Genomic DNA, 26,279 nt, shown 5'->3' with positions numbered 1-26,279 from the left:
GGGCGTAACGATTTGGGATGGCAAAATTATCAGAACAAAAATCGACGCATCATAACATATTATAATTGTAATCATTAGGAACTTTTGTAGTTCGAATTCTGTTTTAACCAAAATTTATTTCAGGGGCCTCCATGCAATTGTCCGATCACGCTGGCATTTCCACGATAAATCAGTGGAAGGCAGCGGACGATGATGGTGATTTCCTGTTATTGTGCTTCAGCCACCTGCGTTGGGATTTCGTGCTGCAGCGTCCGCAGCATCTGATGGGGCGATTCGCCACCGAAGGGACGATCGTCTTTTGGGAAGAGCCGAACATCGTCGCCGATTTGACCGTGGCGCGTCTTGCGGTCCGGCTTTGTCCCATGACCGGCGTCATCGTCGCGACGCCCGAATTGCCGGACGGCGCCGCGGACGAGGAACTCGTCTTGCGCCAATTGCTGGAGACGTTCGTCGGCGATTGGTCGGGGCCGCTGATCCGCTGGTATTATACGCCGATGATGCTTCCCTTCTCGGAAAGCATGCCTGCGCAATGCGTCGTCTATGATTGCATGGACGAGCTCGCCAACTTCCGCGGCGCGCCGGCCAGCCTGCTCCCGCTGGAAGAACGGCTGCTCGCGCAGGCCGACATCGTCTTCACGGGCGGCCACAGCCTGTACGAGGCCAAGCGCGATCGCCACTCGAACATTCACGCTTTTCCCTCGAGCGTCGACGTCGCGCATTTCGCGCAGGCGCGCTCCGCGATCGACGAGCCCGGCGACATGGCCGGTATGCCGCACCCGCGTCTGGGCTTCTATGGCGTGATCGACGAGCGGATGGACCTGGCGCTGCTCGCGGCGATGGCCGATGCCCGCCCGGACTGGTCGATCGTGATGGTCGGCCCGGTCGTCAAGATCGGCGAGGAGGATCTCCCGCGCCGCGCCAACATCCACTATCTCGGCAACAAGGCCTATGCCGATCTGCCGCGCTATCTGCGCGCGTGGGACGTGGCGTTGATGCCGTTCGCGATCAACGAGGCGACGCGCTTCATCAGCCCGACCAAGACCCCCGAATATCTGGCCGGCGGGCTGCCGGTCGTATCGACGCCGATCGTCGACGTGATCCGCCATTATGCCGATATCGACGCGGTGAAGATCGCCGATACGCCCGACGCCTTCATCGCGGCGTGCGACGAGGCGCTCGCGCTCGGCGCCGAGGGCGCGTGGCTGGCCAAGGCCGACGCGCTGTTGGCGACCATGTCGTGGGATCGCACGCACCGGGCGATGGCGGACCTGATCGCCGCCGCGATCGAGCTGGCCGACCATGTCCAGCCGATCGTCTCGCCGACGACGTGGCCGGCCGCGCCGGGCCCGCATTATGACGTGATGATCGTCGGCGCCGGTTTCGCCGGCGCGGTGATGGCCGAGCGGCTCGCGCGCGATGGGGGCAAAAAGGTGCTCGTCGTCGATCGGCGGCCGCATATCGCCGGCAATGCCTTCGATGTCGTCGATGCCGCGGGGATCCTGATCCACCAATATGGCCCGCACATCTTCCACACGAACAGCCGGGACATCGTCGACTATCTGTCGCGCTTCACCGAATGGCGCCCGTACGAGCATCGCGTGCTCGCCAGCGTCGGCGACATGCTCGTGCCCATCCCGATCAACCGGACCACGCTGAACCTGCTGTACGGGCTCGATCTCCAGACCGACGCGGATGCCGCCGCCTTCCTCGCCTCGCGCGCCGAGCCCGTCGATGTCGTGCGGACCTCGGCCGATGTCGTCATCTCCGCGGTCGGCCAGGAACTCTACGAGACATTCTTCCGCGGTTATACGCGCAAGCAATGGGGCATGGACCCGTCCGAACTCGACAAGGCGGTGACCGCGCGCGTGCCGACCCGCACCAATTGCGACGATCGCTATTTTGCCGACAGCTTCCAGGCGATGCCCGCCGAAGGCTATACGCAGATGTTCGCGCGGATGCTGGATCATCCGAACATCGAATTGCTGCTCGGCGTCGACTATCGAGATGCGCGCCTGGCCTATCCGCACGATCATCTCGTCTTCACCGGCCCGATCGACGAATATTTCGGGCATCGCTTCGGCAAGCTGCCCTATCGCTCGCTCCGCTTCGAGCATCAGACGCACGATCGCGAATGGCTGCAGGACGTCGCGGTGGTCAATTATCCGTCGGAAGACGTGCCCTACACGCGCGTCACCGAATATAAGCATCTGACCGGCCAGCAGGCGAGCAAGACAAGCGTCACGTTCGAATATCCGGCCGCCGACGGCGATCCTTATTATCCGATCCCGCGCGACGAAAACCAGGCCTTGTTCAAGCGCTACGAAGCGCTCGCCATCGCCCAGCAGGACGTGACCTTCGTTGGCCGGCTTGCAACCTATCGCTACTACAATATGGATCAGGTGGTCGGTCAGGCGCTCGCGGCGTATAAGCGGTTAAGCGCCGGTCAGGGAGAGAAGGCGATCGCACGTTCGGCGGCTCCTGCATCCGCTGCGGAACTGGCTGCGGCCTAGCCGTCCACTGCCTGAAACCTTGCGTTGCAAGGGAGGAAGATTCGAGATGCTTTGGCCGACAGGCATGTTCCCGGGAAAAGTGTTGCTCCTGTCGGGGCAGGACAGTTTCAACGCGGCTTATATTCGCCGGTCCCTGGAGTTTTGCGGGGTCTCGCTGGTCACCGCGACGGGTGTGCCCGAGGAGTTGGCGACGCTCGTGCCCGAAGAGGATCTGGCGTCGATCGTCGGCTGCGTCGCGGTCGATCTCACGCCCGAAGCCGGGGTCGCGCTGATGGCGCAGACCCTGCCCTTTCCGGTGCTGTTCGTCGGCGGCCAGGCCGCCCCGTCGCTACCCGGCCCTTATGCCTGGATGCACGCGCCTTTCGCCTCTTATCAGGTCATCGATCGGCTGATGACGCTGTGCCGCCGGGGTACGCCCTGATCCCCGTCAGGCGCCGCTTCCTGCGCGAAGCGTAGCGCTGGTTTCGGGTCCGGGGTTGCCCCGGGCACCCTTCGCTCCCTAATTGGCATGCTCCTGCAGGCCGGAGCGAAGATTTGGACAGCGTATCGATCGTGCTCATCCTGCTGCTGGCGGTCGTCGTCAGCGGCGCGGTCGCGCGGATGGTCCCGGTGTCGCTGCCGGCTCCGCTCGTGCAGATCCTGCTGGGCGCGGGCATCGGCCTGTCGACCTCCTACCGCGTCGATCTCGATCCCGAGTTGTTCCTGCTGCTCTTCCTGCCGCCTCTGCTGTTCCTCGACGGCTGGCGCATCCCGAAGGATGCGCTGCTGAAGGACGTCGCGACCGTCGTCGAACTGGCGCTCGGCCTCGTCCTCATGACGATCGTCGGCATGGGCGTGTTCATCCACTGGATGATCCCGGCGATGCCGCTGGCGGTCGCGTTCGCGCTCGCCGCGGTGGTCTCGCCGACCGATCCGATCGCGGTCTCGGCGATCGCGTCGCGCGTGCCTATTCCGAAGCGGATGATGCACATCCTCGAGGGCGAATCGCTTCTCAACGATGCCTCGGGCCTCGTCTGCCTGCGCTTCGCGATCGCCGCGGCGCTGACGGGAACCTTCTCCGCCGGCGCCGCGGCGCTGAACTTTGTCTGGGTCGCGGGCGCGGGCCTGCTGATCGGCGTGGCGGTGACGCTCGTCGTCAGCCGCGCGAAGGCGTGGGTCACGGCGCGCTGGGGCGAGGATACGGGCTCTCAGATCCTCGTCAGCCTGCTGATCCCGTTCGGCTCCTATCTGCTCGCCGAGCATCTCCATGCCTCGGGCATCCTCGCCGCGGTCAGCGCGGGCGTGACGATGACCTTCGCCGAGATTTCGCGCCAGGCGATGGCGGTCACGCGGATGCGCCGCAATTCGGTGTGGGACACGATCCAGTTCTCGCTCAACGGCATCATCTTCGTCGTGCTCGGCGAGCAATTGCCCGCGATCCTCGCCGGATCGACGCGGACGGTCGCGATCACCGGTCATGCCTCGCCCTGGTGGCTCGGCGCCTATGTCCTGGCGATCGTCGCCGGGCTCGCGGCTTTGCGGTTCGCCTGGGTCTGGGTCTCGCTCCGGCTGACGATCCTGCGCAAACAGAATCGCGGTGCCGTCGCGACGTCGCCCGGCTGGCGCCTCATCGCGGCGATGTCGTTCGCGGGCGTTCGCGGCGCGATCACGCTGGCCGGCGTCCTGACTATCCCGCTCGTCCTCAATGACGGCACGCCCTTTCCGGCGCGCGATCTCGCCATCTTCCTCGCCGCCGGGGTGATCATCGTCTCGCTGCTGCTGGCGAGCGTCGCGCTGCCGGTCCTGCTGAAGGGCCTGACCATGCCGCCCGAGCCATCGAAACAGGCGGAAGAGGATGCCGCGCGCGTCGCCGCGGCCGAAGCGGCGATCCGCGCCATCGAGGAGCGCCAGCATGCCTTGGCCGAGGATCATGGCGAGGCGGATCGCTACGCCACCGCCGGCACGCGGGTCATGGACCTCTATCGCGAGCGCATCGAGAGCCGCAGCCAGGGATTGTCGGACGCGACGCGCGCTGAGGAGAAGCTCGTTCGCGAGTTCCGCCTGGTCGGCGTGAAGGCCGAGCGCGGCACGATTTTGGACCTCGTCCGCGCGCAACGGATCGGCAGCGAAACCGCGCGCAAGCTGACGCGCGAGCTCGATCTGTCCGAGCTGCGCCACCGCGGCTGACGGCGGGGCGGCCGCCGCTCGCCTTATTCCGGATCGGCCCTCTGGACCGTGAACGCGAACCACGCGCTCTCTTTATGATCGTAAAGCTGGACGAGCTCGGCGGTCACGTTAGCGACGAAGGATGTCGTCGATCCGCGATCGAAGCCTCGAACCGTCGATCCCTCGATTTGGTAAGCGATGAAGGCCTTGTCGCCCTGATCGTACAGATCGGGCAGCGTGCCGCCGAACGACACCTCGCGCTCCCCGTCATAGCCCTGCAGGCGATCGCCGCGGCATTCGGCGGCAATCTTCAGATGGCGGCCGGCCGCATGATCGAACAGGCCGGCGGCCTTGTGTTTCGAGACGATCGCATAAGCGGAGGCAGCGACGACGGCGCGCGTGTGGAGGTTCATGCCGCCTCCTGCACCGCACCGGCCTCCGCATCAAGCGGAGGCGTCGCGGCTCAGTGCGCAGCAGGGCTGTGGACACCGATGCCGGTCTCGGACCGAAGCCGCTGTTCGGGATAGCCGGCCTTGTCGATCGCGCTGCGCGGCGAACGATCCGTCACCGAGATCGCCCAGATCGCAAGGAAGGCGGCCGGCACCGAGAAGAGCGCGGGCGAGCTGTACGGGAAGACCGCCTGGTCGAAATGGAACACCGCGACCCAGATGACGGGCGACAGCACGGTCAGCACGAACGCGCTGAGCAGCCCGATCGCCCCGCCCCACGCCGCGCCCTTGGTCGTGCAGCCCTTCCACAGCAGCGACATCACCAGCACCGGGAAATTGCCCGACGCGGCGAGCGCGAAGGCGAGGCTGACCATGAACGCCACATTCTGCTTCTGGAACACGATCCCCAGCAGGATCGCGGCGATGCCGAGCAGGATCGTCGTGATCCGCGAGACGCGCAATTCCTTGACCGGATCGGCGGCCCCCTTGTGGATGACGCTCGCATAGATGTCGTGGCTGATCGCCGAGGCGGCGGACAGGGTCAGGCCGGCGACCACGGCGAGGATCGTCGCGAAGGCTACCGCCGAGATGAAGCCCAGGAACAGGTTGCCGCCGGTCGCATGGGCGAGGTGCATCACCGCCATGTTGTTGCCGCCGCGAAGTGCGCCGGCCGCATCGACATATTCGGGATTGAACGAGATCATCACGATCGCGCCGAAGCCGAGGATGAAGGTCAAAGCGTAAAAATAGCCGATCCAGACCGTCGCCCACAGGATCGACTTGCGCGCCTCGCGCGCGTCGGGAACCGTGAAGAAACGCATCAGGATATGCGGCAGGCCGGCGGTACCGAGCATCAGCGCGAAGCCGAACGACAGCGCCGAGATCGGATCCTTGATGAAGCCGCCCGGCCCCATGATCGCGCGCCCCTTGGCTGCCGCCTCGCCGGGCGGGAGGCCGCTTTCCAGCGCGACCCGCGTCTTCACCGCAACCGCGCGCGCGAACAGGGCTTCGAACGAGAAGCCGACATGCGCCATCACGCCTAGCACGAGGAAGGTCGCCCCGCAGAGCAGCATCACCGCCTTGATGATCTGCACCCACGATGTCGCGCGCATGCCGCCGAACAGGACATAGACCATCATCAGCCCGCCGACGGCGACGATCGCGTAGAGATAGGGCAGGCCGAACAGCAATTGGATGAGCTGCCCTGCGCCGACCATCTGCGCGATTAGATAGAAAGCGACGACCAGCAAGGTGCTGACCGCCGAGAAGCTCCGCACCGGCCCCTGCAGGAAGCGGTAGGAGGCGACGTCGGCGAAGGTGAAGCGTCCGAGGTTGCGCAGTTTCTCGGCGATCAAAAACAGCACGATCGGCCAGCCGACGAGGAAGCCGATCGCGTAGATCAGCCCGTCATAGCCATCGTTGAAGATCTGCGAGGTGATGCCGAGGAAGGAGGCGGCCGAACAATAGTCGCCCGCCATCGCCAGCCCGTTCTGGAAGCCGGTAATGCCCCCGCCCGTATAGAAATCGGAGACGGTGCGCGTCCGCCGCGCGGCCATGCCGGTGATCCACAAGGTGATCGCGACGAAGCCCCCGAACATCGCGATCGCGGTCCAGTTGGTCGGCTGCTGCGTGATCGCGCCGGTAATCTCCGCGCTCGCGCCCGTCGTCCAGCCCAGCAGCGCGGTAAGGCCCGTGGTGAGCATCAGCCGGCGGATCATGCCGCCAGCTCCGCCAGCAAAGCGGCGAGGCGCGCATCATATTCGCCGTTGGCGCGCCGCACGTAGACGGCACAGATCGCGATCGTGCCGATCAGCATCGCCGCGCCCAGCACCACGGCGATGCTGGTCGTGCCCCCGCCGATCGAGCGCGCCATGAACGGCTTGTCGAATGCGATCAGCGAGATGAAGCTGCTATAGACGATCACGGTGATCGCGGTCAGCGTCCACGAGAAACGCTGCCGATCGCGCACGAGCGCGACATAGCGCGGATCGGCGGCGATGCGCGCCTCGAGGGCGCTGGCGGGATGGGAGGGGGCGATCATGCCCCTTCATCGGCGGAGACGCCGCCAATGGCAACGCACGCCTGCACGGCGGCTGTCAGGCGGCCTGGACGGCCTGCTCCTGATAATCGAGTTCGCGGATCAGATCGGCGACCGCGCCGGCCCGGATCGGACGGCTAAAATAGAAGCCCTGGATCTGGCTGCAGCCCTGCTTGCGCAGAATATCGAGCTGGTCGATCGTCTCGACGCCCTCGGCGGTCGTCTCGATGCCGAGCGCATCGGCGAGGCCGGTAATCGCCTTGATCATCGCCGTCGCGCCATTGTTCGCCTGCAGATCGATGATGAAGCTCCGATCGATCTTGAGCTTGTCGAACGGGAAGCTGCGCAGATAGCTCAGCGACGAATAGCCCGTGCCGAAATCGTCGAGCGCGACCCGCACGCCCAGCGCGCGCAGCGAATGGAGCGAGGCCAAAGTCGCCTCGACATTCTCGATGAACAGGCTCTCGGTCACCTCCAGCTCCAGCTGCTGCGGCGGCAGCCCGCTCGACGCCAGAGCCTGCAGGATGACGCTGTTGAGCGAGGCGCTGCGGAACTGGACGGGCGAGACGTTGACCGCGACGCGGATATGATCGGGCCAGGTGCGCGCGGCGCGGCACGCCTCGTGCAGCACCCATTCGCCGATCGGCAGGATCAGCCCGGTCTCCTCGGCGAGCGGAATGAAATCGACCGGCGAGACCATGCCGCGCGTCGGGTGATTCCAGCGCAGCAGCGCCTCGAACGCGGTCACGCGATTCTGCGAGAGCCCGAACAAGGGCTGGAAATAGAGTTCGAGCTCGCCGTTGCGCAGCGCCTCGTGGAGATCGATCTCCATCGATCGGCGTTCCTGCGCCTCGGCGTCCATCGCCGCCTCGAAGAAGCGGAAGCTGCCCTTGCCGTCATTCTTGGCGCGGTACAGCGCGAGATCGGCATTCTTGAGCAAAGCGATGCCATCCTCGCCGTCCTGCGGCGCGCGCGCGATGCCGATGCTCGTGCCGACGACGATGCGATGGCCGTTGACCGCGAACGGCTCGGCCAGCGCCGCGATCAGCGCGCGCGCGACCATCGTCTCGGACGTGCCGTCGCGCCGGACGATGATCGCGAATTCGTCGCCGCCGAGCCGCGCGACGAAGCCCGTCGGGCAGGCCGCGCTCAGCCGCGCGGCTACCTCGCACAGCAGAGCATCCCCGGTGGGATGGCCGAGCGTATCGTTGACCGACTTGAAATTGTCGAGATCGAGGCAGAACAAGGCGAAGCCCCGCCGGTCGCCGCTCTGGAACGACAGCGCCAATTGCTCGCGCAGCAGGGTGCGGTTGGCGAGCCCGGTCAGCCCGTCATGGAAGGCCATATGCGCGATCTGCCGCTCGCGCGTCGCGATATCGCGCACCATCGTGTTGAAGCTGCTCGCGAGCAGCCCGATCTCGTCCTGCGTCTCGACCGGCACCTCGACATGCTCGCCCTCGCTGACCCGGCGCGCGGCGGCGGCGAGCGCGAGGATCGGCCGGGTCAGGCTGCGCGACGCGATCACCACCCCGCACAGCGCCACGAGCAGGCCCAGCAGCCCGAACACGAGCAGCGACCACAGGATCGGCATGTAGCTCTGCATCGCCTGGGTCAGGCTATATTCGAGCACCAGCAGCTGCGCGTCGCCGGATCCGAAGTTCTGGACGGGCCGCGCCTGGACGAGGATGCGCTCGCCATCCGCCGTCATCTGCACGGGCGCCGCCACGCGCCCGCCGATCGGCCGCAAATTGGGCGGCACCTGCGCGAGCGGCTCGATCCGCGGATGTAGGTCGGCGGTCGAGAGCTGCGCCAGCGCGCGCAGGTCGGCCATGTTCATGTCGCGCGCGAAGACGACCCAGCCGATCAGCATCGGCGCCTTGACGGGTGCGGCGGCGACCATGTGCGGCTCGCCCGCCCAGCGCGCGATGCCCGTCTCGCTGCCTTCGTTGAGCGCCGCGATCAGCCGCTCGCGATCCCGTGGCGTGAAGCCCCCCGGCTTGCCCGTGATCGTGCCGTCCTGCGCGACGAACATCGCATGGTTGAGCTTGAGCCGACCGGCGAGACTGTCCAGCGCGGATTCGATCGTCGGCGCGTCGCCGGTGGCGGCGGCCGCGCGGAAGCCAAAGTCGCTGCCCAGCACTTCGCCGGCGCGGTGCAGTTGCTCGATCTGCATCGCCGCGATGCGATCGAAGATGCTGCTGCCGACGGTCATCTCGCGGATGATCGTCTGCTCGGCATTGGCGCGGATCGCCTCGCGCGTCCCCCACAAGGAGAGCAAAGCCGCGGCGGCGAACATCGCTCCGTAGAACAGGACAAGCTTGACCGTCAGGCGCGAGGACAAGGCGATCGCCCAACGGCTCGTCGGGAAAGGCAGCCGCGTCCGCATCACCGGAGCGCAGGCAAGATCAGCGTCACCGTCCGCGCGACCGCGCCGCTGGCCGGGATCGGCACGACCGACTTCTGCTCATTGTCTTTCGCGCGCAGGCTCGGGTGCCACACGGTCACCTGTGCGGTCCCCAGCGCAAGCCCGCTGATGCTCGCCTGCCCCGCGGCATTGGTCTTGGCGGCGAAGGGCGTGTCGACCACCTTGATGAAGCCGCTCATCTGATCGTGGATGTTGCAGCCCAGCGCCACCGTGCCCGCGGTGGTGAAGGTGTAGCTGCGCGTCTCGTCCTTGCCGAACAGCTTGATCTCGAACCGGGCCGGCTTCGAAAAGGAATAGACGTGGTGGCGCACCTTGTCATGGTTCGGGAAGCGCACCGTCGCGCCGACCGGCACGATCAGGACGTGCGGCACGAAGGCGATATTCTCCTGCGTCATCACCGGTCCGGGCGTGAAGCTGAACCCACCCCGCGGCACGCCGCCGGCCGGATAGACCGTGACCACTGCATCGGGAACGGGCTTCCCCGCCTGATCGACGATCCGCAGATCGAGGCTGCCGGCCGACGCCGGAGCGGACAGGGCAAACAGAAGCAAGGCAGGAACCGGGATACGCATCACGCACGCGGTAAGCGGCAGGCGTCAACAAGCTGTTAACGACGCGGCGAGACCGCGGATGACGGATCATTAACCCTGATCGTGCATCGAAACCGCATCATGGCTCGTCGATTCGCTTCCGCTTGCGTCGCCGCTCTGGCGCTGTTGTCCTGCCCGGCTGCGGCCAGGCCGCTTCGCAACGGCGGCAAGCTGCTGCTGACCAACGGCATCTCGTCGCTCGACGGCGCCGCGGGCGGCGGCCTCACGCCCTGGGCGGTGATCGCCGGCAACGAAACCTCGGATGGGATCGGCCTGTCAGCCCACGCGACGGTCGTTCCGGTGAAGGACTATGATTATGCCAGCGCCGGCGCCGCTCTGGGCTTCCGCGACCGGATCGAACTGTCCTACGCGCACCAGCGCTTCGACACGAACCGGATCGGCGCTTTGCTCGGCCTCGGCGCGAATTACAGGTTCGCGCAGGACATTTTTGGGGCGAAGGTCCGCCTCGCCGGCGATCTTGTCTATGACGCGCTTCCCGCCATCGCGATCGGCGCACAGTATAAGACGAGCAACAACGATGCGATCGTCCACGCGCTCGGCGCGAAGCACGCCTCGGGCGCGGATTATTATGCGACCGTCAGCCGCCTGTTCCTGTCGCGCAGCATCCTGCTCAGCGCGACCGCGCGGCTGACCAAGGCGAACCAGATGGGCCTGCTTGGCTTCGGCGGCGACAAGCAGCGCGCCGCGACGCTCCAGTTCGAAGGCTCGGCCGCGTGGCAGCTGTCGCGCCGGATCGCGATCGGCGGCGAATATCGCCGCAAGCCCGACAATCTCGGCATTGCCCGCGAGGACGACTGGTTCGATGCCTTCATCGCTTATGCGCTGACCGACAATCTCACCGCAACGGTCGCTTATACCGATCTTGGATCGGTCGCGACGGTCAAGGGCCAGCGCGGTGCGTTCGTGCAGCTGCAAGCCGCCTTCTAGTACCACGTCACCGGATTTCGATCATGCAGAGCATCGTCATCGCCCTCCTGTTCCTTCAGGCCGTGCCTTATGCCGTGCCCGGCGAGGATGCGGTCGATCCTTATACGCCGTCCGCGGCCAATGCCGGGGCGTCGCCCTTTGCGGGCGAAGGCATGGCGAAGGCGTTTCATGGGCAGGACGGCATCCGCCGCATCATCGATCGCACCCTCACCGCCGCTTATGCCGATCCCGTCATAGGCGAGATTTTCGAAGGCCATGACAAGGTCCGCCTGAGCCGGACGCTGTTCGAGCAATTCTGCTATCTGCTCGATGCGGGCTGCGCCTATTCGGGCCGCGACATGATCGCCGCGCACAAGGATCTCGGCGTCCAGCGCGGCGACATGAACCGGCTGGTCGTCCTGCTTCAGCAGGCGATGCGTGCGGAGCGCGTGCCCTTCCAGGCCCAGAACCGCTTGCTGTCGAAGCTCGCGCCGATGAACCACGACGTCGTCCAGAAATAGGCGCGTCCGATCGCCGGCGCCGGCGCGCCTATCTCAGGAGTTGAGGACGTCGCGCACCTTCTGCGCCAGCGATTGCAGCGCGAACGGCTTCTGCAGCAGCGCCACGCCATAATCGACCATCCCGTTATGGACGATCGCGTTGCGCGTATAGCCGGTCGTGTAGAGGACCTTCAGCTCCGGATGATCGGCCAACGCCTTGTCGGCGAGTTGCCGCCCCGTCATCCCCGGCATCATGATGTCGGTGAACAGCAATTTCACGCCATGATGCGCCGATAGCTTGTCGAGCGCCTGGAACCCGTCCGAGGCGTGGATCACGGTGTAGCCGAGCTCGCGCAGCGCATCGACCGAGACCTTGCGGACCGCGGCTTCGTCCTCGACGACGAGGATGATCTCATCCGGATCGCCCAGCGGGGTCTGCTCGGGTGCCGCGGCCACGTCCTGCGTGTCGTCCTTGCCGACGTAGCGGGGGAAATAGAGCTTCACCGTCGTCCCGTGGCCGATCTCGGAATAGATCTTGATGTGGCCGCTGGACTGTTTGAGGAAACCGAACACCTGGCTGAGGCCGAGCCCGGTGCCCTTGCCGACCCCCTTGGTCGTGTAGAAAGGATCGAAGGCGCGCTCCATGATCTCGCGCGTCATGCCGCTTCCCGTGTCGGAGATGGACAGGACGGTATAATGGCCGGCCGTCACCTCCTCGTGTGCGCGGGCATAGGCATCGTCGAGCTCGGCATTGCCCGTCTCGATCGTCAGCTTGCCGCCCCCGGGCATCGCGTCCCGGGCGTTGACCGCCAGATTGAGCAGCGCGCTTTCGATCTGGGCAGGATCCGCGCACACGCGCCACAGCCCGCCCGCCAGCACCGTTTCGACTTCGATCCGCTCGCCCAGCGTCCGGCGAAGCATTTCGGAGATCCCGGCGACCAGCTTGTTGCAATCGAGCACCTTGGGCTCGAGCGGCTGTCGCCGGGAGAAAGCCAGCAGTCGGGAGGTCAGCGTCGCGGCGCGCTCTGCGCCGTCGATGGCACTGTCGATGAACTTTGCGACCTTGGGATGTTCCTGGCCCGTCAGCCGGCGGCGCGCCATGTCGAGGCTGCCGATGATGATCGCGAGCATATTGTTGAAGTCGTGCGCGATGCCGCCGGTGAGCTGGCCGACCGCCTCCATCTTCTGCAACTGGCGGACTTCGGACTGCGCGCTCTGCCGCGCCAGCGCTTCCTGGCGGAGCCGCTCGTTGGTGATCTCCAGCGCTTGGACGCGGCGCGCGCCTTCGCGCACCGAGAAGATCGCCAGCCACACGACCAGACAGGCGCTCAGCAGCAGCGCTGCGCGCGACGCGATCGTCGCCCAGCCAGCCGAGGCCGTCCGCAAGGCGAGCAGCCGATCCTCCTCCGCCGCCATCCGCTCGAGGATCGTCACGAAGCGGAGCATGTAGCGCCGCCCGACGTCGGTCCGCATCACCGCTACCGCTTCGGCTGGCCGGCCGAGCCGTACCAGCTCGATGCTCCCGCCGAGTTCGTACAGCTTGGTCTGAGCTGCCTGCTTGAGTGCGCGGACATTCGCCTGCTGGACCGGATTGTCGCCGGTCGCCAATTGCAGCGCCTCCAGCTCGGTCGGCAGGCGCTCGGTCGCGGCCTCGTAGGGCTGGAGATAAGCGGCGCGCTCCGACAGCAGGAAACCGCGCTGTCCAGATTCCGCGTCGAGCACGAGCCGGCGCACCACGTTGAGCCGGTTCTCGACCTCGAGCGTGTGGCGCACCCAGCTGGTGGCGGTCTCCTGACGCTCCGAAAGCCAGATGGAGACGCAGGCGCTGACGATCAGCACGAAGAAGCCGATGGCCAGGGGGAAGAGCGCCTGGGCCGAGCGACGCGTCATGATCCGATATCCTGTGGCGTTTGCGCCGAATACTGCGGCTATTACGGCCGCGTAATAGGGCAGCATCGCTTTCGCAATGGTCGCGTTGGCTCGAATACGGCCGCGCGATCGCCTAGCGGCAGAAGGGCGCCTGACCCATCACCGATTTGATGCCGCCGATGAGCATCGCCTGGAACTCGGCGGCGCCCGGCTGGCCGTTTTTCTCGAAAGCCTTGGCGTCATGGCCCAGCGTCGTCGCCCAGACCTTGCCACCGTCATAATATTGGCACCACGCCAGCGGGTGGAAGGTGCCGTGACCCGGGTGCCTGCCGACCACGGACGGGTAACGTGGACGGACGATCTCGGCGGGCAGCCGGGCGCCGGGTGCCCCCATCGTCGCGACCACCGCCGCCGGCGTGTCGGCGACGGCCGGGATCGGGAGCGACCGTTCGTCGACGGTCGCGAGGAAGCGGACGCGCGTAGGGAAGGGCACGAGATTGTACCATTCGTCATGGAAGCGGAAGCGCGACGGCAGGCCTCTGGTCGAGGTGTCCTTGCCATCGACGATCACGACATCGCCGTCTCGCGCCGGCGCATGATCGTAGAAGTTCGCGCCGCCGAGCAGCCCCTCGTAATAAGGCCAGTTGTAGAGCGTGCCGAAGGCGTTGTGGACGGCGACGAAGCCCCCGCCCGCCCGCATATATTGCCGAAGCGCCGTCTTGGCCGCATCATCAAGAATATCGCGCGAGGTCGAGAGGAAGATGACCGCATTATAGCCGGTCAGGCTCGTCATCTGCGCGACGTCTTCGGTATAGTCGATGTCCCAGCCATTCTCGGCGGCGATGCGCAACATCGCACGCTGCACGACATTGTCCTCGCCGAGCGCTGGGTTGAGCCCGCCTGGCAATACCTTGCCGAGATTGGCGTGCCGGGACGCACCCGTCCGCGTGAACACCAGGATCCGATATTTGGTCGCCGGCGCGCGTGGCCAGTCATGAAAGCAGGCCGGATCGGTGCCGCGGCAGACGCCGTAATCCATCTCACCGAGATTCCGGTTGATGGCGCCGCCGGGCAGCCCGGTCTGTGCTGCCGCGGCCGCAGCCGATACCGCGCCAAGTAGCCACCCCAGATGTTTGATCGCCCGCATCATCGCGCCTCTCCCGATTTTGCGGCATTCTTAGCGCAGGTCGCAGGCGCTGCCGACCTGGGATCGGCGTCTTCCGAGATCCGCCGATGGCGATTCAGCGACCGAGCCGACCGCGGCACCGCTCACTTCACGCTGTAGGGGATCGTCACCGTATAGGATGAAAGCGCCGCCATGCTGCCCAGCGGCCGCGCCCGGACGGTCGTGACGCTCGCTTGCGAGGAAGGATTGCCGGCCACCGGATAGCTGTTCCAGCTCGATCCGTTGTCGGACGAGAAATCGATCTGGTCGCTCGTGCTGCTCGGAGACGCATAGGTCAGCATCAGGCCCGACGCCGGGCTGCCCTCGCTGGGCTGGACGACCGCACCCATTCCCGTGCCGTCGCCGTCCAGCGCGATCACCATTCCGGCCGGCGTCGGCAGCAGCATCTGCACCGCATCCGCCTCGGTCGCGACGATGTCCGGATTGGTCACGGTCAGGATCAGGCGCCGCTTGCTGCCGGGGATCGCCTTCGGCTTGTTGGTTCCGTTCACCCCGTCCCATGTCGGCTGGCCCAAAGCGAGGCCGATGACCGGCGGCTTCGGCTCGACGGTCAGCGTCACGTTGACGACGCCGGCCTTCGTCCCGGAATCGGTGGTCCCCACACACAGCCCGGCCACGGCGATGCCGTTGCAGAAATTCCAGGTCCAGGTGACCGAGAAGCTGCCGGTATAGATGCCCGGCGGGACAGCTGCCGCACTTGCCAGCTTGAAGTAAACGGGGACGTTGATCGATCCGTCACCGAGCAGATTGAGCAGGTTGAGAAGGACGCCGTTCATATAATAAGCATCGACGCCGGGCTTCATCTCGATCGTCGCGGCGCTGTCGGCGAAGAGCTTGTAGGTCACGATATCGCTCGCGGCCGAAGTCAGCTTCAGTTGGGTGCCGGTTGCGACGGTCGCCTTCAGGAAATTACCGCTCAGCACCGTCAGGACGCTGAAGCTGGAGCAGGAAAACCCCGCACCCGTCTTGGCGAAGGGCGCGCTCGCCTTGATCGCGGCCGGCGAGAAGGTGCCCACGTTGGTGGCGATCGGCGTCGCGACGTCGCAGGCACGAGCCGGCCCGGCGACGATCGCCATCGCCGCCACAAGCCCCAGCGCGAACGCCCGGAGCGCCGAACGCGGCGAAGAAAGACCCAGTCCGTACAGACGCATCCGATTGCCGTGCGGGGCCATCGTTGAAAATCGCTTAATCGGCCTCCGGACCGTTGCGAGGATTAGACCGAAGGATAAGCCCGACGCTCAAGCGTCTGCTTCGCTCAGTTGAGATCCTTGTCCGATCGCTTCAGTTCGAAATTGCGATCGATCTCGGCAATGGCGAGCCGTGTACGCCGTCTCAGCGTCGCCGTCGCCGGGCCCTTGCCTTCCGAGAGCAAGCGCCAGTCCCGCCCCAGATCGGAAAAGCCCAGGATGCCGGCGATGCCCGCGACCCGATGCGCGACGGCGGCCGCATCATCCTTGTCCAGTCCGTCCAGCGCCGCTTCCAGCAGATCGCGCAGACCCGCGATCATCGAGGCCATTTCGATGCTTCCGAAGACCTGCTCGAGACGCAAGGGCCCCGGCGGCATGCCTTCCGGGCGCCAGCGTTCGGCAACGGCGACCAGTTCGGCCGCAGTATAGGGCCTTGCCAATACATCGTCGAAGCCGAGATCGTGGAGAAGGCCGACATTGCCGACATGCGTCGCGATGAGCGCGATGATCGGGATACTGGCGAAGGCATCATGGCGGCCGCGCAATTCCGCGGCAAACTCGCGCCCGCTCATTCCATCCATATTGGCGGGTATGATGATCAGCGAAGGGGTCTCATTCAGCGAGACCAATGCTTCCAGGCCGTCGACCGCTTCAATCGTCCTCCAACCCGCACGATTCAGCGCATTTCTGGCAAAAACTCGGTTCACTGCCGAGCCATCGACAATCATCGCAAGAGGAAACGGGACGGATTTGACCATATAATAGGTCCGATTTGAGTTTGGTTGCCTTTACATTGGCTCAGGTCTATTCTCGTTCTCCAAGGCCGTCAAAGTTGACGCAGTACTATTGCTGCGCTGCAAGAGGAGTTTGGGATGAGCGGCCGCATCCTGGTGGTGGACGATCACCCGCTGACGCGGGAGGGGCTGTCGCTTGCGGCGCGGGCGACGCTGCCGGGCGCCACGGTCGTAGGCGTGGCCTCGATTGCGGACGCCATGGTGGCGATGCAGTCCAAGCCTGCGTTTCGGCTGATCCTCCTGGATTTCCAGCTCGCCGATGCGCATGGCTATTCCGGCCTTCTGAAGCTGCAGCATCAGGATCCGCACGTTCCGATCGTGATGATCACGTCGCGCGAAGAGGCGTCGCTCGTCGAGGCCGCCAAAGCGCTCGGAGCCGCCGGCTTCGTCTTCAAGAGCCGGCCGATCGACGAGATTGCAGCAATCCTGAAGCGGATCGTTGCGGGTGGCACCTATTTTCCGTCCGAAATCGCGGCGAGCCCGACGATCGCGGCCGCCCGCGCCCGCATCGCCGATCTTTCACCGGCGCAGAATGCGGTGCTGCTCGCGCTCGCCGATGGCCGATCGAACAAGGAGATCGCGCGCGATCTGGACGTCACCGAGGCAACGGTGAAAGCGCATCTCACGGCGGTATTCCGGCGCCTCGGAGTGTCCAATCGGACGCAGGCGCTGCTGGCAGTGCGGCCGTTATTCGAAGTCGATGAGGCGCCAACGCGGTGACGCAGCGCGAACGTTGGTCGGCACTCTATGTTCGTGAGCCGCGTGCGTGGCGCTCTATCCTGATCGCTCTTCTCGTTCCGCTCGTGCTGGGAACAGCCTTGCTGGTGCTGCAGAGCGAGTTTCGGAGATCCGAGCGCCTTCGCACGCTCGCAGCTGCCTCGTACGACCGGCGGATCGACCAGATCCTGTTATTGTCCAATCTGAAAGGGGCCGAGGCGGCAGAGCGCGGCTACCTGCTGACTGGCAATCCGGATTTCCTGAAGCCCTATGCGCCGGCGCGGGCTGCCGTCATGCGACAGCTCGCAGCGATGCGGGATCACTACGACGCGGATGTCTCGCGCGATTATCCGCGCCGGATCACGGCGCTCGTCGCCGCGAAATTCTCGGAGCTCGATCGCACGATCGCGGCGGCCGAGCGTGGTGATCGCAGCGCGGCGGTCGCCAGCGTCGCGACCGGTTCGGGCAAGCAGGTCATGGCCGAGCTTCGCCGCAATATCGGCGCGATGATCGATCGCGAAGCGGCGCTGTCGCACGACCGCGGGACAGCCTATCTCGCCCAGCGCACCGCGCTCCAGCAGGCCACTGTGCTCGTCTGCGTTGGCGGGATTGCGATCCTGCTGACCTTCCTCTTTGCGGGATGGCGGCTGCATCGCCAGCGCTTTGCGGCCCTGGTCGAAGCGTTCGAGGCGGCCGAGCGGAACGAGGTCATCCTCGACAGTACGATCGACGCCATCCTGATCCTGAACCCGAGCGGGACGATCGAGCGCATCAATGCCGCCGCCACCGCGATGCTGGGCTTCGCGAGCGAGGATCTGGAGCGGCGCGACATCGCATCGATCATCGATATCGCGCCGGGCGAAGGCAGCTTTCACAAGCGCCTCGACCTGCGCGAGGGACAGCTCGGGCGCTCGTTCCTCGCGGATCGCACGGTCCTGCACCGCGACGGACATTCCATCGCCGTGGATGTCGCCATGGGCGTCATGAGCCTGCCGAGCGGCGATCATATCGTCGTGTCGCTGCGCGACATTTCCGAGCGCAAGCGGGTCGAGCGGGTCAAGGACGATCTCATGTCCACCGTCAGCCACGAACTGCGCACGCCGTTGACGTCCATCGTCGGCTCGCTGGGACTGCTGCGCGCAGGCAGCGCCGGCGCGCTGCCCGAAAGCGCGTCACGCCTGGTGGAGATTGCCGAAAACAATTCGCGGCGCCTGATCCGACTGATCAACGACATGCTGGATATCGATCGGATCGAGACCGGCCAGTTGCACATGGTCCGCGAGCCGATCGATCTGCGCCTCGTGCTCGATCAGGCCTGTACCGGCAGCGAAGGGCTGGCGCGCGGCAACGATGTCAGTCTGGATTGCCATCAGGCGGACCGTCCGGTCCTGGTCTCGGGAGATCCGGATCGGTTGTTGCAGGTGATCACCAATCTGTTGTCGAACGCGATCCGCGCCGCGCCCGCGGAATCGACGGTGGACCTGTCGGTGGCGATCGATCCGGGCGGGCGCGCGGTGGTTTCGGTCGAAGATCGGGGCTCCGGCATCCCGGTCTCGTTCCGAAACCGGATATTCGGCCGGTTCGAGCGAGCCTCGACCAGCCATCATTCGTCCGGAACGGGTCTCGGGCTTGCGATTTCGCGCGAGATCGTCTCGCGCCATGACGGCACGATCTGGTTCGAGGATAGGCCAGGCGGCGGCACGCGCTTCGCCTTCGCGTTGCCGCGGATCGGCGCGGTCGCCGAGCATGACGTGGATGCCCCGCGCATCCTCATCTGCGAGCAGGACGACGCGACCGGCAGCAAATTGGCCGCTTTGGTCGTCAAGGAGGGCTGCGCCTATGATCTGGCCGGAAGCGATGCCGAGGCGCGGGCGGCGCTGGGCCGAGGCGACTATGCCGCGCTCATCGTCGATCTGAACCTTCCCGCCGACGGTGGCCTCGCCTTCACCCGCTTTGCCCGCGATGGCGAAATGCCCTTCCGCGGGCCCATCATCGTCGTGTCCCCGAACGCCTTCGCGGAGGGCGAGGAGATCTCACCGCTCGATATGATCGACTGGATCGACAAGGCCGGCGGTACCGATCGCCTGTCGTCCGCGCTGCGCGTCGCGCTGCAGCGCACGGATTCGCGCCGCCCGCTCGTCCTGCATCTCGATGACGATCGCGATCTGCTGGATGTGGTCGCGGCCGCGCTGGAGCCGGAAGTGCGCATCATTACCGCGACGGATGTCGTATCGGCCAGGGCGTTGCTGCAGACGACATCGCCGGACGCGGTGATCCTCGATATCCAGCTGGCGTCAGGCTCCGGGCTTGATCTGTTGCCCTTCCTCGTCGATCCCGAGGGGCTAGCGATCCCCACGATCATCTATTCGGCGCAAGACACGGCATCGGAGATCGTCGCCCAAGCGGACGCCGTTCTCGTCAAGGCGCGCGGCTCAATCCCGGATCTCAAGGCCACCGTGCGCCGGCTCGTGCGTGCCCGGGTCGCGCGCGAGGTCGATGCGTGACGCTGTCGATCCTGTATGTCGACGATGACGACGACATCCGCCACATCGTTGCCTTGTCTTTGGGGCTCGATCCGAACCTGTCCGTCCGCGTCGCCGCGTCCGGTCGGGAAGCGCTCGAGATCGTCGACACGGGATGGCTGCCCGACGTAGCGATCCTCGACGTGATGATGCCCGGCATGGATGGACTGGAGGTGCTCGAGCATCTGCGCGAGCGCGATGCCGCCGAAACGCTGCCCGTTTTGTTCATGACGGCCCGGGGCCGTGCCGCCGACGTTGCCGATTATCGCTCGCGCGGTGCAGCCGGGGTCATCATCAAGCCGTTCGATCCGATCGGGCTCGCCCAGGAAGTCCGCGACCTGCTCCGCGCATCCAGCTGACGCCAAATCGCCGACCGCTCAGACGATGGTCGAAGCAGGCGTCGCTTCGCGCGTCCTCGAAAGGCGCCGTTAAGTCTGTTCGCAGAGCGTGGCATCGCAGCGGAGGACGAGCAGTGATCGCGCGATTGATGGACGACCACGAGCGGCTCCGCGCGATCGTCGGCCGGCTCGAAGCCTTTCTCGAGGCAAGCTCGCCCCCGGTCGATATGGCCTTCCCGCGGCTGCGCTGGGAGCTGATACGCGAACTTTCGGTTCATTCGGCCGTCGAGCGGATGAAGCTTCCCGGCCTCTCAAAGACCCATGCCGCCGTCTATCACGGGCTGGACACGGAGCTCGACGCAGCCGTCTCGGCGCATATGATCGAATGGTCGGTAAGCTCGATCCAGGATGGATGGCACGCTTATCGAGCCTCCGCGCGGGCGCTGCTCGCGCGCCTGCTCCGGCGGATGCGCTATGAAGAGCAGGCCCTGTTCCCGCTCATCGCCTGAGCGCTCATCAATCGATTCCGATCACGTCATAGTGAAGCGCCAGCGAATAGAGGATCGCGGCTGCGCGGTTCATGCGCTCGCGAAACGGGCCCAGCAGGGCAATGCTGTCCGCTGAAAACCCGGACCAATCGACAGCGATTTGCGCATCGGCCCACCGATCCTGATAGCGCGCCCAATCCGTCTTCAGCGCCTCGCGTTCGGCCTGTGCCGCCTGCGCGGCCAGCGCATGACGAGCATCTTTCGTTGCGGCAATCGTTTCCAGAACGACGGCATCCTCTACCGCGAAATGATCGCGCAGCGCCGCCGCCAGCATCTCGAGTGTAAACGCCGCCGCCGCCGGGCGCGCATCCCGGGCGCGAACCAGATCGAGCAATTGCTGCACGAAGCGATCGATTGCCAGCTGAGCGGCCACAAGGCTGGCGTAGTTCATCAACATCCTCAAACAGCCGGTGCCGGAGCACGCCACATCCGAGCCGCACCAAAATCGTTACGCAGGACAATCTAGTCCAAGCAAAGTTCCCGCAAACGGCTCCGATACGCCGCGGTGATGCGCGAATCGCGATGCCCTAAAATCGCCGTCCCAGCACCGTGCTCGCCGCATCACCGATGGTGCGCTGGTCGAACTTGAGCCGCATCGTGAGATACGGACCGGACCTCGTATAGCGATCCTTGCTGAAATCACGATCGCGGAAGCCGGCGACATTATAGCCCGCCGTGATCCACACGTTGGTGGCGGGAGAGACGCCGACGGTCGGCCCGCCGCTGAAGGCGATGCTCTTGCGCTCCCACGCATGCTGCGTCGATCCCTGGACGCCGACATCGAACTTGCGGCCGAGATCCCGGCGCAGATCGAAGCCGATCACGTCGATCAAGCCCGAATAATCGTCGGCGCCGAAGCTGCCGCGAACCCATTTGACACCGTAATACAGCGTCGCCTCGATGCCGTGGCCCTGCCCCTCGGGTCCGCTGCGGTAATTGACCGCGACATTGTTGATGAACCGCAGCGTCGCCTGATAGCCGCCGCCATAAGCGGGCACGCCGAGGACGTTGCGATCGGTGAAACCTGCGTCGGCGCGTTCGTTGCGCGCCGTCAGCCGCTCAAGGATCGACCAGCGGCTGTCGAGCGGCCGCCACGCGAGCGAGACATCGGCGGTGGCATAGGCCGCCGTCGCGCCGCCATCCTGCTTGACCTGATACCAGCGCACCGCGCCGGCCAGCGTCCTTCCCTCGCCCAGCGAACGCAGCACGTTGCTTGTCAGGCCGATGCGGTTGCCGGCGTCGCTGCGCCGGACTTCAAGCCGACCGTTCCACGACCACAGCCGCGCGCGATAATTGGCGCCCATCGTAACCGCCGTATAATCGCCGTTGGTGCCGTCCTGCGCCAGCGTGCCGCCCGAGGCGACCGGCTGGAAGGCGTTGATGACGGCCCCTTCGGGGATGCGCCCGCGCACGGTGCTGCTCGCATCCACGGTCGCGTCGACCGTCCACTTCTCGCCGAGCGGCAGGGACTGGTTGAGGCCATATTGGGCAAAGGTCCGCTGGCCATTCTCGCCGATCGCATTGCCGACGCCCTGCTGATTGATCGTGCTCATCAGCTTCGCGCCCGCCCAGGGCGAGACGTCGAACCCGACCTGCTTCGTGTGCGCGGTGAAATCCTTGCCCTGCGCGATCTCGTAACCGCCCAGCACGCGGACATCCGAGGTCACGCGGTAGGCAAGCTGAAGCTGGTGGCGGATCGGGAAATCCACGCTGTCCTTGTCGCCACCGGGCGCGATCTGCGTCTGGCCGGACAATGTCAATTTGCCGTCCATGACAGCCTGCGTGCCGCCCAGGGTCAGCAGGCGCGAGTCCCGGTTCTTGCCGTCGATGCCGCGATCCATCGCCAGCTGGCTGCCGACGAATATCGTGCCCCGCGCGCGGCGCAGCTCGATCCGCACATCGGCGGCATCGCGCTCGCCTCCCGTCGCCAGCTGGTCCTGATGCCAGGCGGTGCCCGTCACCGCGAGCCGCTCGGTCAGGCGCAGGCGCCCGTCCAGCCCCAACTTGCGCGTGCCCGCCTCGACAAGATTCTGCTGGCCGACGCCAAAGCCGAGATCCTGCTGGCGCGCATAGCCGAGCAGATCGAGCGACGGGCTGTGGTGCTCGGCCTCGACGAGCCACGCCCGGCCGGATTCCAGCCCGTCTTTGCCGCCGGTCGCCGCTTCAGCGCGCAGTTCCGCAACCTGCCCCAGCTTCGCCTTGGCATCGACCGCCAGCACCGTCGCGACGGTGATCGTCTCGTCGCGCAGCGCCGTCGCGCCGACTTCGACCTTGTCGCCGGCAAGCTTCAGCGCGGCACGCCCGCCCGCAACGAGCTTCCGCCCGCGGCCATAGGTCTCGTAATCGACGACGATGATGATCGGGTTGAGGCTGGAATCGCGCGTCAGGACGGGTTCGCGGAAGCGGATCGTGCCGAGCGCGGTATCGATGTCGTAATCGATATGCCGCGTCATCTGCGTCGAGGACACGATCAGCTCGGAGCGGAAGCGATCGCGCACCTCGATGCGAAGCTTGTCGCTGTTGGGCACGATGTCGCGGCCGGACAGGCGATACGGGCCGCTGAGGCCATTCCCCTGGATCTCGTCGCGCGCATACAGCTCGTCGGTGTGCGCCCCGAAGGCAGTGAAAGTCAGGTGATTGCCGTTATAGGCGGTCTTTACGCCGTTGAGCGTCCGGCTGTAGCGACCGAGCTGGGTGTCGGTGAGGCCGGTCTCGTAATCGCCGAACAAAGCGTAGAATTCGCGGCGCTCGAGGCGGAGATATAGTTTCCGCTCGGTCGGCGCGTCATAGCCCTGACGCGAACCGTCGCCATAGACGGTGTAATAGCGATCGGGATCGATCACGCCCAGCAGGCCGCGATCGCGATCGCGCGTCCGATCGCTGTCATAGGCGATCGTCGCCAGCCAGGACCCCTTGATCCGTCCCTTGGCGTAGAGCGCGAGATGGCCATCGTGCACGCTCTCGCCCGCGCCGCTGCCGTCGAGCGCGCCGCGATGCTTGTTGAGCGTGTCGTAGCCGAGCGTGCCGCTGCCGAAGCCGACGACCATCCAGTCCTTCACCGATGCCGACAGCCACGCGCGGATATCGCTGGTGCGGGTCATCTTCTCTTCGGTGAGCGTCACCTGCGCGTGCACGGAACCCGCCTGCGTGGTCGGCTCCAGCGCGATGAATGCCAGGCCTTCGTCGCCCGTGACGCGCGCCGTCGTGGTGGCGCGGCCGCCGGCCGTCAGCTGGCGCGCCTGCGCCAGTTCGGCATCCACCGCCGCGGTATAGGGCTGATCGACGTGGAACGGCAGCAGCGTGCCGTCGCGCACAGGATGGCCGTCACGATTGGTGACCTTCACCGCCAGTAGCGGCTGCGTGACGCCGTCGGCGACCAGGCGGCTCTTGTCCGGCACGATCGCCGCGTGCGACGCGACGCTGGCCGAGTGGACGACACGCTCGATCGTGGTGACGACGGCACCCTGCGCGTCGAGGATCCGCGCCTCGATCCGGTTATCGCCCTCGCCGATTGGCAGGCCGGTCCAGCGCGAGATCGCGATCGTGCCCGTGGGATCGGTATCGGTCGTGTCGAAGGCGAGCGGATCGCTCAGCACGCCATTGATCCTGAGCGCCACGTGCTGGCTCGGCAGGTGCTTGATGACCACGCGGAGCGCCGGCGCGCGCGGATTGTGATCGATCTGCGGGAACAGCATCTCCACGCCCGGCTGCTGCCCGGCGAACCAGTCGCGATTGCCCGCGGCGGTCGCCTCGTCCGCCACCAAGATCGGCAGCGCCTGCTTCGTCGTCGCGGCCTTGCCCGTCGGGCGGAGCTGGAAGTCGACGCGCTTCAGCAGGCCGCCATCGCTCTCCACGAAGCGCGAGATCGCACTGCGCGCCTGGCGGGTGTCCTGGTCGCACGCCACGGCCTCGTGGCTCGCCGGAACGCTCGCCGTATCGAGCTGGACCACGTGACGGCCGGGCCGGACCCCTTCGAAATGGTACAGACCGTCATGATCGGTAACCACATAGGTTCCGTCTTCCATCAATAGCCGGATGCCGCCAAGTCCCTTGCGGTGATCGATCGGATCGCTGCAATCGCCCTCGGTCACACGGCCGATGACGGTGAACCCATCGGTGAACAGCAGCGGCTTGAGGCGCACCGCCGCCGCTGCCTCGTTCGCCGTGACGCCACTGCTGCCAGAGGCCAGCACGCGGTTGATCGCCTCGCCCGCGGGCGCGCCCGGTGCGACCGACACCACGTAGCGCACCTCGACGCTCGCCTTCGGCGCGACGACCGGAACCTCGAAATCGAGGTTCCGGCCATTGCCTCCGACCTTGGGCGGCTCGGCTCCGCGATGCGAACCGGGCTCGAATCGCAGACCGGGCGGAAGAATATCCGTCAGATGGATATTGTATGCGGGGACTGTCCCTCTATTTTGAAGGACTACCCGATATTGTATGAAGTCGCCCGGCGATGCTTCACGGACTGACGCCGTTTTCGTCAGCAGCAGGACCGTCTCGCCGGCGCGGTCGAGAGGAATGTCGGAGTAGAAGGGATCGGGGTCCGAAAGCTCGAACGTGCCGCCGAACGACGCCTCGTTGAGCAGGAAAGGCTGGCCGGTCGGGTCCTTCAGCAGATCGAGCGCCGCGCGATCCTTTTTCGAGGGTGCCGTATAGCCGCCAGGCGGCGCGATCTGCAGGTGATAGCGCCCGGCCGCGACCAGCGGGAATCGATAATGGCCCTGCGCGAACACATATTTGCGCCCGCTCGCGTCGGTCGCCGATGCGCCGCTGATGACGGTGGCGGGATAGCGGCTCTTGCCATCGTCGCCATAAACCTCTGCCGGCCGGCCATTTTCGTCGAGCAACGTCACCTCGGCGCCGTCCACCAGCGCGCCGGTCTCAGAATCGAACACATAGCCCGCCGGATCGATCAGCAGTGAGAAAGTCGAAGGGAGGCTATAGTCATCCTCTATGAAGGACAACTTCAGTCTAGCGCGGCGAGTCAGCGTAGGATCGCAAGCAGACGTTGCCGGATCCGAACCGCCTGATGGAACACCTCCGGCGAACACCCCCGTATTCTCGCCCGTCTCCACGAGGGGCAAGACGATATCGAAATTGTCCGCGGTAACCGTGATCCAGCTCGTCTCGCGAGCCTTCGGATCGTGATTGCCGGCCTGATTGTCGAGGACCATGATCATCGGCGTGTCGATATCGAGCGTCTCGAGCACGGGCGCGGCTTCGAGCGTCGCTTGATCGATCGGTGCGGGCACGAAACGCAACTTGGGCGATGTCTCGCAGGTCATGCCGGACAATTGATAGCCGGGCGGCAGCAATCGGAAGCTGAGCGTCGTCGGACGCTTGGTGACGTCGACATCCAGCGATGTCGTATTGGACGACACACTCTGGCGCGCGTCGGCGCTGCCGAACGAGAGTGTCGCCGTATTGTCGACGCGCGTCACCAGCTCCGCGGCCGCAGGCGCGGCCGTGGCCAGCCCGATCAGGGCGGCAAGGCAAAGTAGCGGGGCGCGTGCGAAAGGCATGAGACGTCG

20 protein-coding genes are annotated in these 26,279 nt (G+C 65.8%); 9 read left to right on the top strand and 11 right to left on the bottom strand.

Annotated features, from left to right (window positions below; all coding sequences use genetic code 11):
* Positions 1-131 precede the first annotated feature (131 nt).
* The 3 genes from glf to Q4F19_RS15690 all read left to right on the top strand — a co-directional run bounded on the left by glf (position 132) and on the right by Q4F19_RS15690 (position 4,676).
* Positions 132-2,510 (top strand): UDP-galactopyranose mutase, encoded by a 2,379-nt coding sequence (gene glf / locus Q4F19_RS15700; protein ID WP_303544337.1) that lies wholly within the window; start codon positions 132-134, stop codon positions 2,508-2,510.
* A gap of 46 nt (positions 2,511-2,556) precedes the next feature.
* The gene (locus Q4F19_RS15695; protein ID WP_303544335.1) at positions 2,557-2,931 is read left to right on the top strand and encodes a hypothetical protein; all 375 of its coding nucleotides are present in this window, start codon (positions 2,557-2,559) and stop codon (positions 2,929-2,931) included.
* Between the two features lie 113 nt (positions 2,932-3,044).
* The gene (locus Q4F19_RS15690; RefSeq protein ID WP_303544332.1) at positions 3,045-4,676 is read left to right on the top strand and encodes a Na+/H+ antiporter; all 1,632 of its coding nucleotides are present in this window, start codon (positions 3,045-3,047) and stop codon (positions 4,674-4,676) included.
* 23 nt (positions 4,677-4,699) lie between these two features.
* On the opposite strand, the gene Q4F19_RS15685 is transcribed toward Q4F19_RS15690, so the two are convergent.
* From Q4F19_RS15685 to Q4F19_RS15665, 5 genes are read right to left on the bottom strand one after another with little or no spacing between them, the layout of a single operon-like run.
* On the bottom strand, positions 4,700-5,068 hold the full coding sequence (locus Q4F19_RS15685) for a hypothetical protein (RefSeq protein WP_303544329.1): 369 nt from the start codon (positions 5,066-5,068) through the stop codon (positions 4,700-4,702).
* A gap of 50 nt (positions 5,069-5,118) precedes the next feature.
* Positions 5,119-6,822 carry a cation acetate symporter gene (locus Q4F19_RS15680; protein ID WP_303544327.1) on the bottom strand — a complete coding sequence of 568 codons (1,704 nt, stop codon included), beginning with the start codon at positions 6,820-6,822 and terminating at the stop codon, positions 5,119-5,121.
* Entirely contained in the window at positions 6,819-7,145 is a 327-nt protein-coding gene (locus tag Q4F19_RS15675) for a DUF485 domain-containing protein (RefSeq protein ID WP_303544324.1), read from the bottom strand. Before Q4F19_RS15675 ends, Q4F19_RS15680 begins: the two co-directional genes overlap by 4 nt.
* A 55-nt stretch (positions 7,146-7,200) precedes the next feature.
* Complete coding sequence (locus Q4F19_RS15670; RefSeq protein WP_303544321.1) at positions 7,201-9,528, bottom strand: putative bifunctional diguanylate cyclase/phosphodiesterase; 2,328 nt, start codon at positions 9,526-9,528, stop codon at positions 7,201-7,203.
* Positions 9,528-10,139: a cupredoxin domain-containing protein gene (locus tag Q4F19_RS15665; protein WP_303544443.1), complete on the bottom strand. Its 612-nt coding sequence runs from the start codon at positions 10,137-10,139 to the stop codon at positions 9,528-9,530. Before Q4F19_RS15665 ends, Q4F19_RS15670 begins: the two co-directional genes overlap by 1 nt.
* A 99-nt stretch (positions 10,140-10,238) precedes the next feature.
* Between Q4F19_RS15665 and Q4F19_RS15660 the strand changes: the two genes are divergently transcribed.
* Positions 10,239-11,105, top strand: coding sequence for a DUF3034 family protein (locus tag Q4F19_RS15660; protein ID WP_303544318.1), 867 nt, complete (start codon positions 10,239-10,241; stop codon positions 11,103-11,105).
* A 23-nt stretch (positions 11,106-11,128) separates the two neighbouring features.
* Positions 11,129-11,605 carry a group I truncated hemoglobin gene (locus tag Q4F19_RS15655; protein WP_341850197.1) on the top strand — a complete coding sequence of 159 codons (477 nt, stop codon included), beginning with the start codon at positions 11,129-11,131 and terminating at the stop codon, positions 11,603-11,605.
* A 33-nt stretch (positions 11,606-11,638) separates the two neighbouring features.
* On the opposite strand, the gene Q4F19_RS15650 is transcribed toward Q4F19_RS15655, so the two are convergent.
* The 4 genes from Q4F19_RS15650 to Q4F19_RS15635 form a co-directional block, all read right to left on the bottom strand.
* On the bottom strand, positions 11,639-13,474 hold the full coding sequence (locus tag Q4F19_RS15650) for a CHASE3 domain-containing protein (protein ID WP_303544315.1): 1,836 nt from the start codon (positions 13,472-13,474) through the stop codon (positions 11,639-11,641).
* A 112-nt stretch (positions 13,475-13,586) separates the two neighbouring features.
* Entirely contained in the window at positions 13,587-14,603 is a 1,017-nt protein-coding gene (locus tag Q4F19_RS15645; RefSeq protein WP_303544312.1) for a ThuA domain-containing protein, read from the bottom strand.
* A 119-nt stretch (positions 14,604-14,722) separates the two neighbouring features.
* Positions 14,723-15,811 carry a spore coat protein U domain-containing protein gene (locus Q4F19_RS15640; RefSeq protein WP_303544310.1) on the bottom strand — a complete coding sequence of 363 codons (1,089 nt, stop codon included), beginning with the start codon at positions 15,809-15,811 and terminating at the stop codon, positions 14,723-14,725.
* An 83-nt stretch (positions 15,812-15,894) separates the two neighbouring features.
* Positions 15,895-16,554 carry a response regulator gene (locus Q4F19_RS15635; protein WP_303544437.1) on the bottom strand — a complete coding sequence of 220 codons (660 nt, stop codon included), beginning with the start codon at positions 16,552-16,554 and terminating at the stop codon, positions 15,895-15,897.
* A gap of 144 nt (positions 16,555-16,698) precedes the next feature.
* On the opposite strand from Q4F19_RS15635, the gene Q4F19_RS15630 reads away from it, so the two are divergent.
* The 4 genes from Q4F19_RS15630 to Q4F19_RS15615 all read left to right on the top strand — a co-directional run bounded on the left by Q4F19_RS15630 (position 16,699) and on the right by Q4F19_RS15615 (position 20,706).
* Positions 16,699-17,340 carry a response regulator transcription factor gene (locus tag Q4F19_RS15630; RefSeq protein ID WP_303544306.1) on the top strand — a complete coding sequence of 214 codons (642 nt, stop codon included), beginning with the start codon at positions 16,699-16,701 and terminating at the stop codon, positions 17,338-17,340.
* Entirely contained in the window at positions 17,337-19,841 is a 2,505-nt protein-coding gene (locus Q4F19_RS15625; RefSeq protein WP_303544304.1) for an ATP-binding protein, read from the top strand. The genes Q4F19_RS15630 and Q4F19_RS15625 overlap by 4 nt, the downstream gene beginning before the upstream one ends.
* The gene (locus tag Q4F19_RS15620; protein WP_303544301.1) at positions 19,838-20,218 is read left to right on the top strand and encodes a response regulator; all 381 of its coding nucleotides are present in this window, start codon (positions 19,838-19,840) and stop codon (positions 20,216-20,218) included. Before Q4F19_RS15625 ends, Q4F19_RS15620 begins: the two co-directional genes overlap by 4 nt.
* 128 nt (positions 20,219-20,346) lie before the next feature.
* On the top strand, positions 20,347-20,706 hold the full coding sequence (locus Q4F19_RS15615) for a hypothetical protein (protein ID WP_303544298.1): 360 nt from the start codon (positions 20,347-20,349) through the stop codon (positions 20,704-20,706).
* A 7-nt stretch (positions 20,707-20,713) separates the two neighbouring features.
* Here Q4F19_RS15615 and Q4F19_RS15610 read toward each other — a convergent pair whose 3' ends face one another.
* Entirely contained in the window at positions 20,714-21,172 is a 459-nt protein-coding gene (locus tag Q4F19_RS15610; RefSeq protein WP_303544295.1) for a hypothetical protein, read from the bottom strand.
* Between the two features lie 100 nt (positions 21,173-21,272).
* Positions 21,273-26,270: a hypothetical protein gene (locus Q4F19_RS15605; RefSeq protein WP_303544291.1), complete on the bottom strand. Its 4,998-nt coding sequence runs from the start codon at positions 26,268-26,270 to the stop codon at positions 21,273-21,275.
* Positions 26,271-26,279: the final 9 nt, after the last annotated feature.

It is taken from the genome of Sphingomonas natans (assembly GCF_030546695.1).
Lineage (GTDB): Bacteria > Pseudomonadota > Alphaproteobacteria > Sphingomonadales > Sphingomonadaceae > Sphingomonas_I > Sphingomonas_I natans.
The sequence above is the reverse complement of the archived record's forward strand: the minus strand, read 5'-3'. Positions and strand labels throughout refer to the sequence as shown.

Excerpts from the sequence above, each read along its gene's own strand:
- Q4F19_RS15635 (WP_303544437.1), bottom strand. The coding sequence starts at position 16,554 with ATGATTGTCGATGGCTCGGCAGTGAACCGAGTTTTTGCCAGAAATGCG.
- Q4F19_RS15675 (WP_303544324.1), bottom strand. The coding sequence starts at position 7,145 with ATGATCGCCCCCTCCCATCCCGCCAGCGCCCTCGAGGCGCGCATCGCC.
- Q4F19_RS15655 (WP_341850197.1), top strand. The coding sequence starts at position 11,129 with ATGCAGAGCATCGTCATCGCCCTCCTGTTCCTTCAGGCCGTGCCTTAT.
- Q4F19_RS15615 (WP_303544298.1), top strand. The coding sequence starts at position 20,347 with ATGGACGACCACGAGCGGCTCCGCGCGATCGTCGGCCGGCTCGAAGCC.
- Q4F19_RS15665 (WP_303544443.1), bottom strand. The coding sequence starts at position 10,139 with ATGCGTATCCCGGTTCCTGCCTTGCTTCTGTTTGCCCTGTCCGCTCCG.
- Q4F19_RS15645 (WP_303544312.1), bottom strand. The coding sequence starts at position 14,603 with ATGATGCGGGCGATCAAACATCTGGGGTGGCTACTTGGCGCGGTATCG.
- Q4F19_RS15680 (WP_303544327.1), bottom strand. The coding sequence starts at position 6,822 with ATGATCCGCCGGCTGATGCTCACCACGGGCCTTACCGCGCTGCTGGGC.
- Q4F19_RS15605 (WP_303544291.1), bottom strand. The coding sequence starts at position 26,270 with ATGCCTTTCGCACGCGCCCCGCTACTTTGCCTTGCCGCCCTGATCGGG.
- Q4F19_RS15640 (WP_303544310.1), bottom strand. The coding sequence starts at position 15,811 with ATGGCCCCGCACGGCAATCGGATGCGTCTGTACGGACTGGGTCTTTCT.
- Q4F19_RS15695 (WP_303544335.1), top strand. The coding sequence starts at position 2,557 with ATGCTTTGGCCGACAGGCATGTTCCCGGGAAAAGTGTTGCTCCTGTCG.
- Q4F19_RS15630 (WP_303544306.1), top strand. The coding sequence starts at position 16,699 with ATGAGCGGCCGCATCCTGGTGGTGGACGATCACCCGCTGACGCGGGAG.
- Q4F19_RS15650 (WP_303544315.1), bottom strand. The coding sequence starts at position 13,474 with ATGACGCGTCGCTCGGCCCAGGCGCTCTTCCCCCTGGCCATCGGCTTC.
- Q4F19_RS15660 (WP_303544318.1), top strand. The coding sequence starts at position 10,239 with ATGGCTCGTCGATTCGCTTCCGCTTGCGTCGCCGCTCTGGCGCTGTTG.
- Q4F19_RS15670 (WP_303544321.1), bottom strand. The coding sequence starts at position 9,528 with ATGCGGACGCGGCTGCCTTTCCCGACGAGCCGTTGGGCGATCGCCTTG.
- glf (WP_303544337.1), top strand. The coding sequence starts at position 132 with ATGCAATTGTCCGATCACGCTGGCATTTCCACGATAAATCAGTGGAAG.
- Q4F19_RS15685 (WP_303544329.1), bottom strand. The coding sequence starts at position 5,068 with ATGAACCTCCACACGCGCGCCGTCGTCGCTGCCTCCGCTTATGCGATC.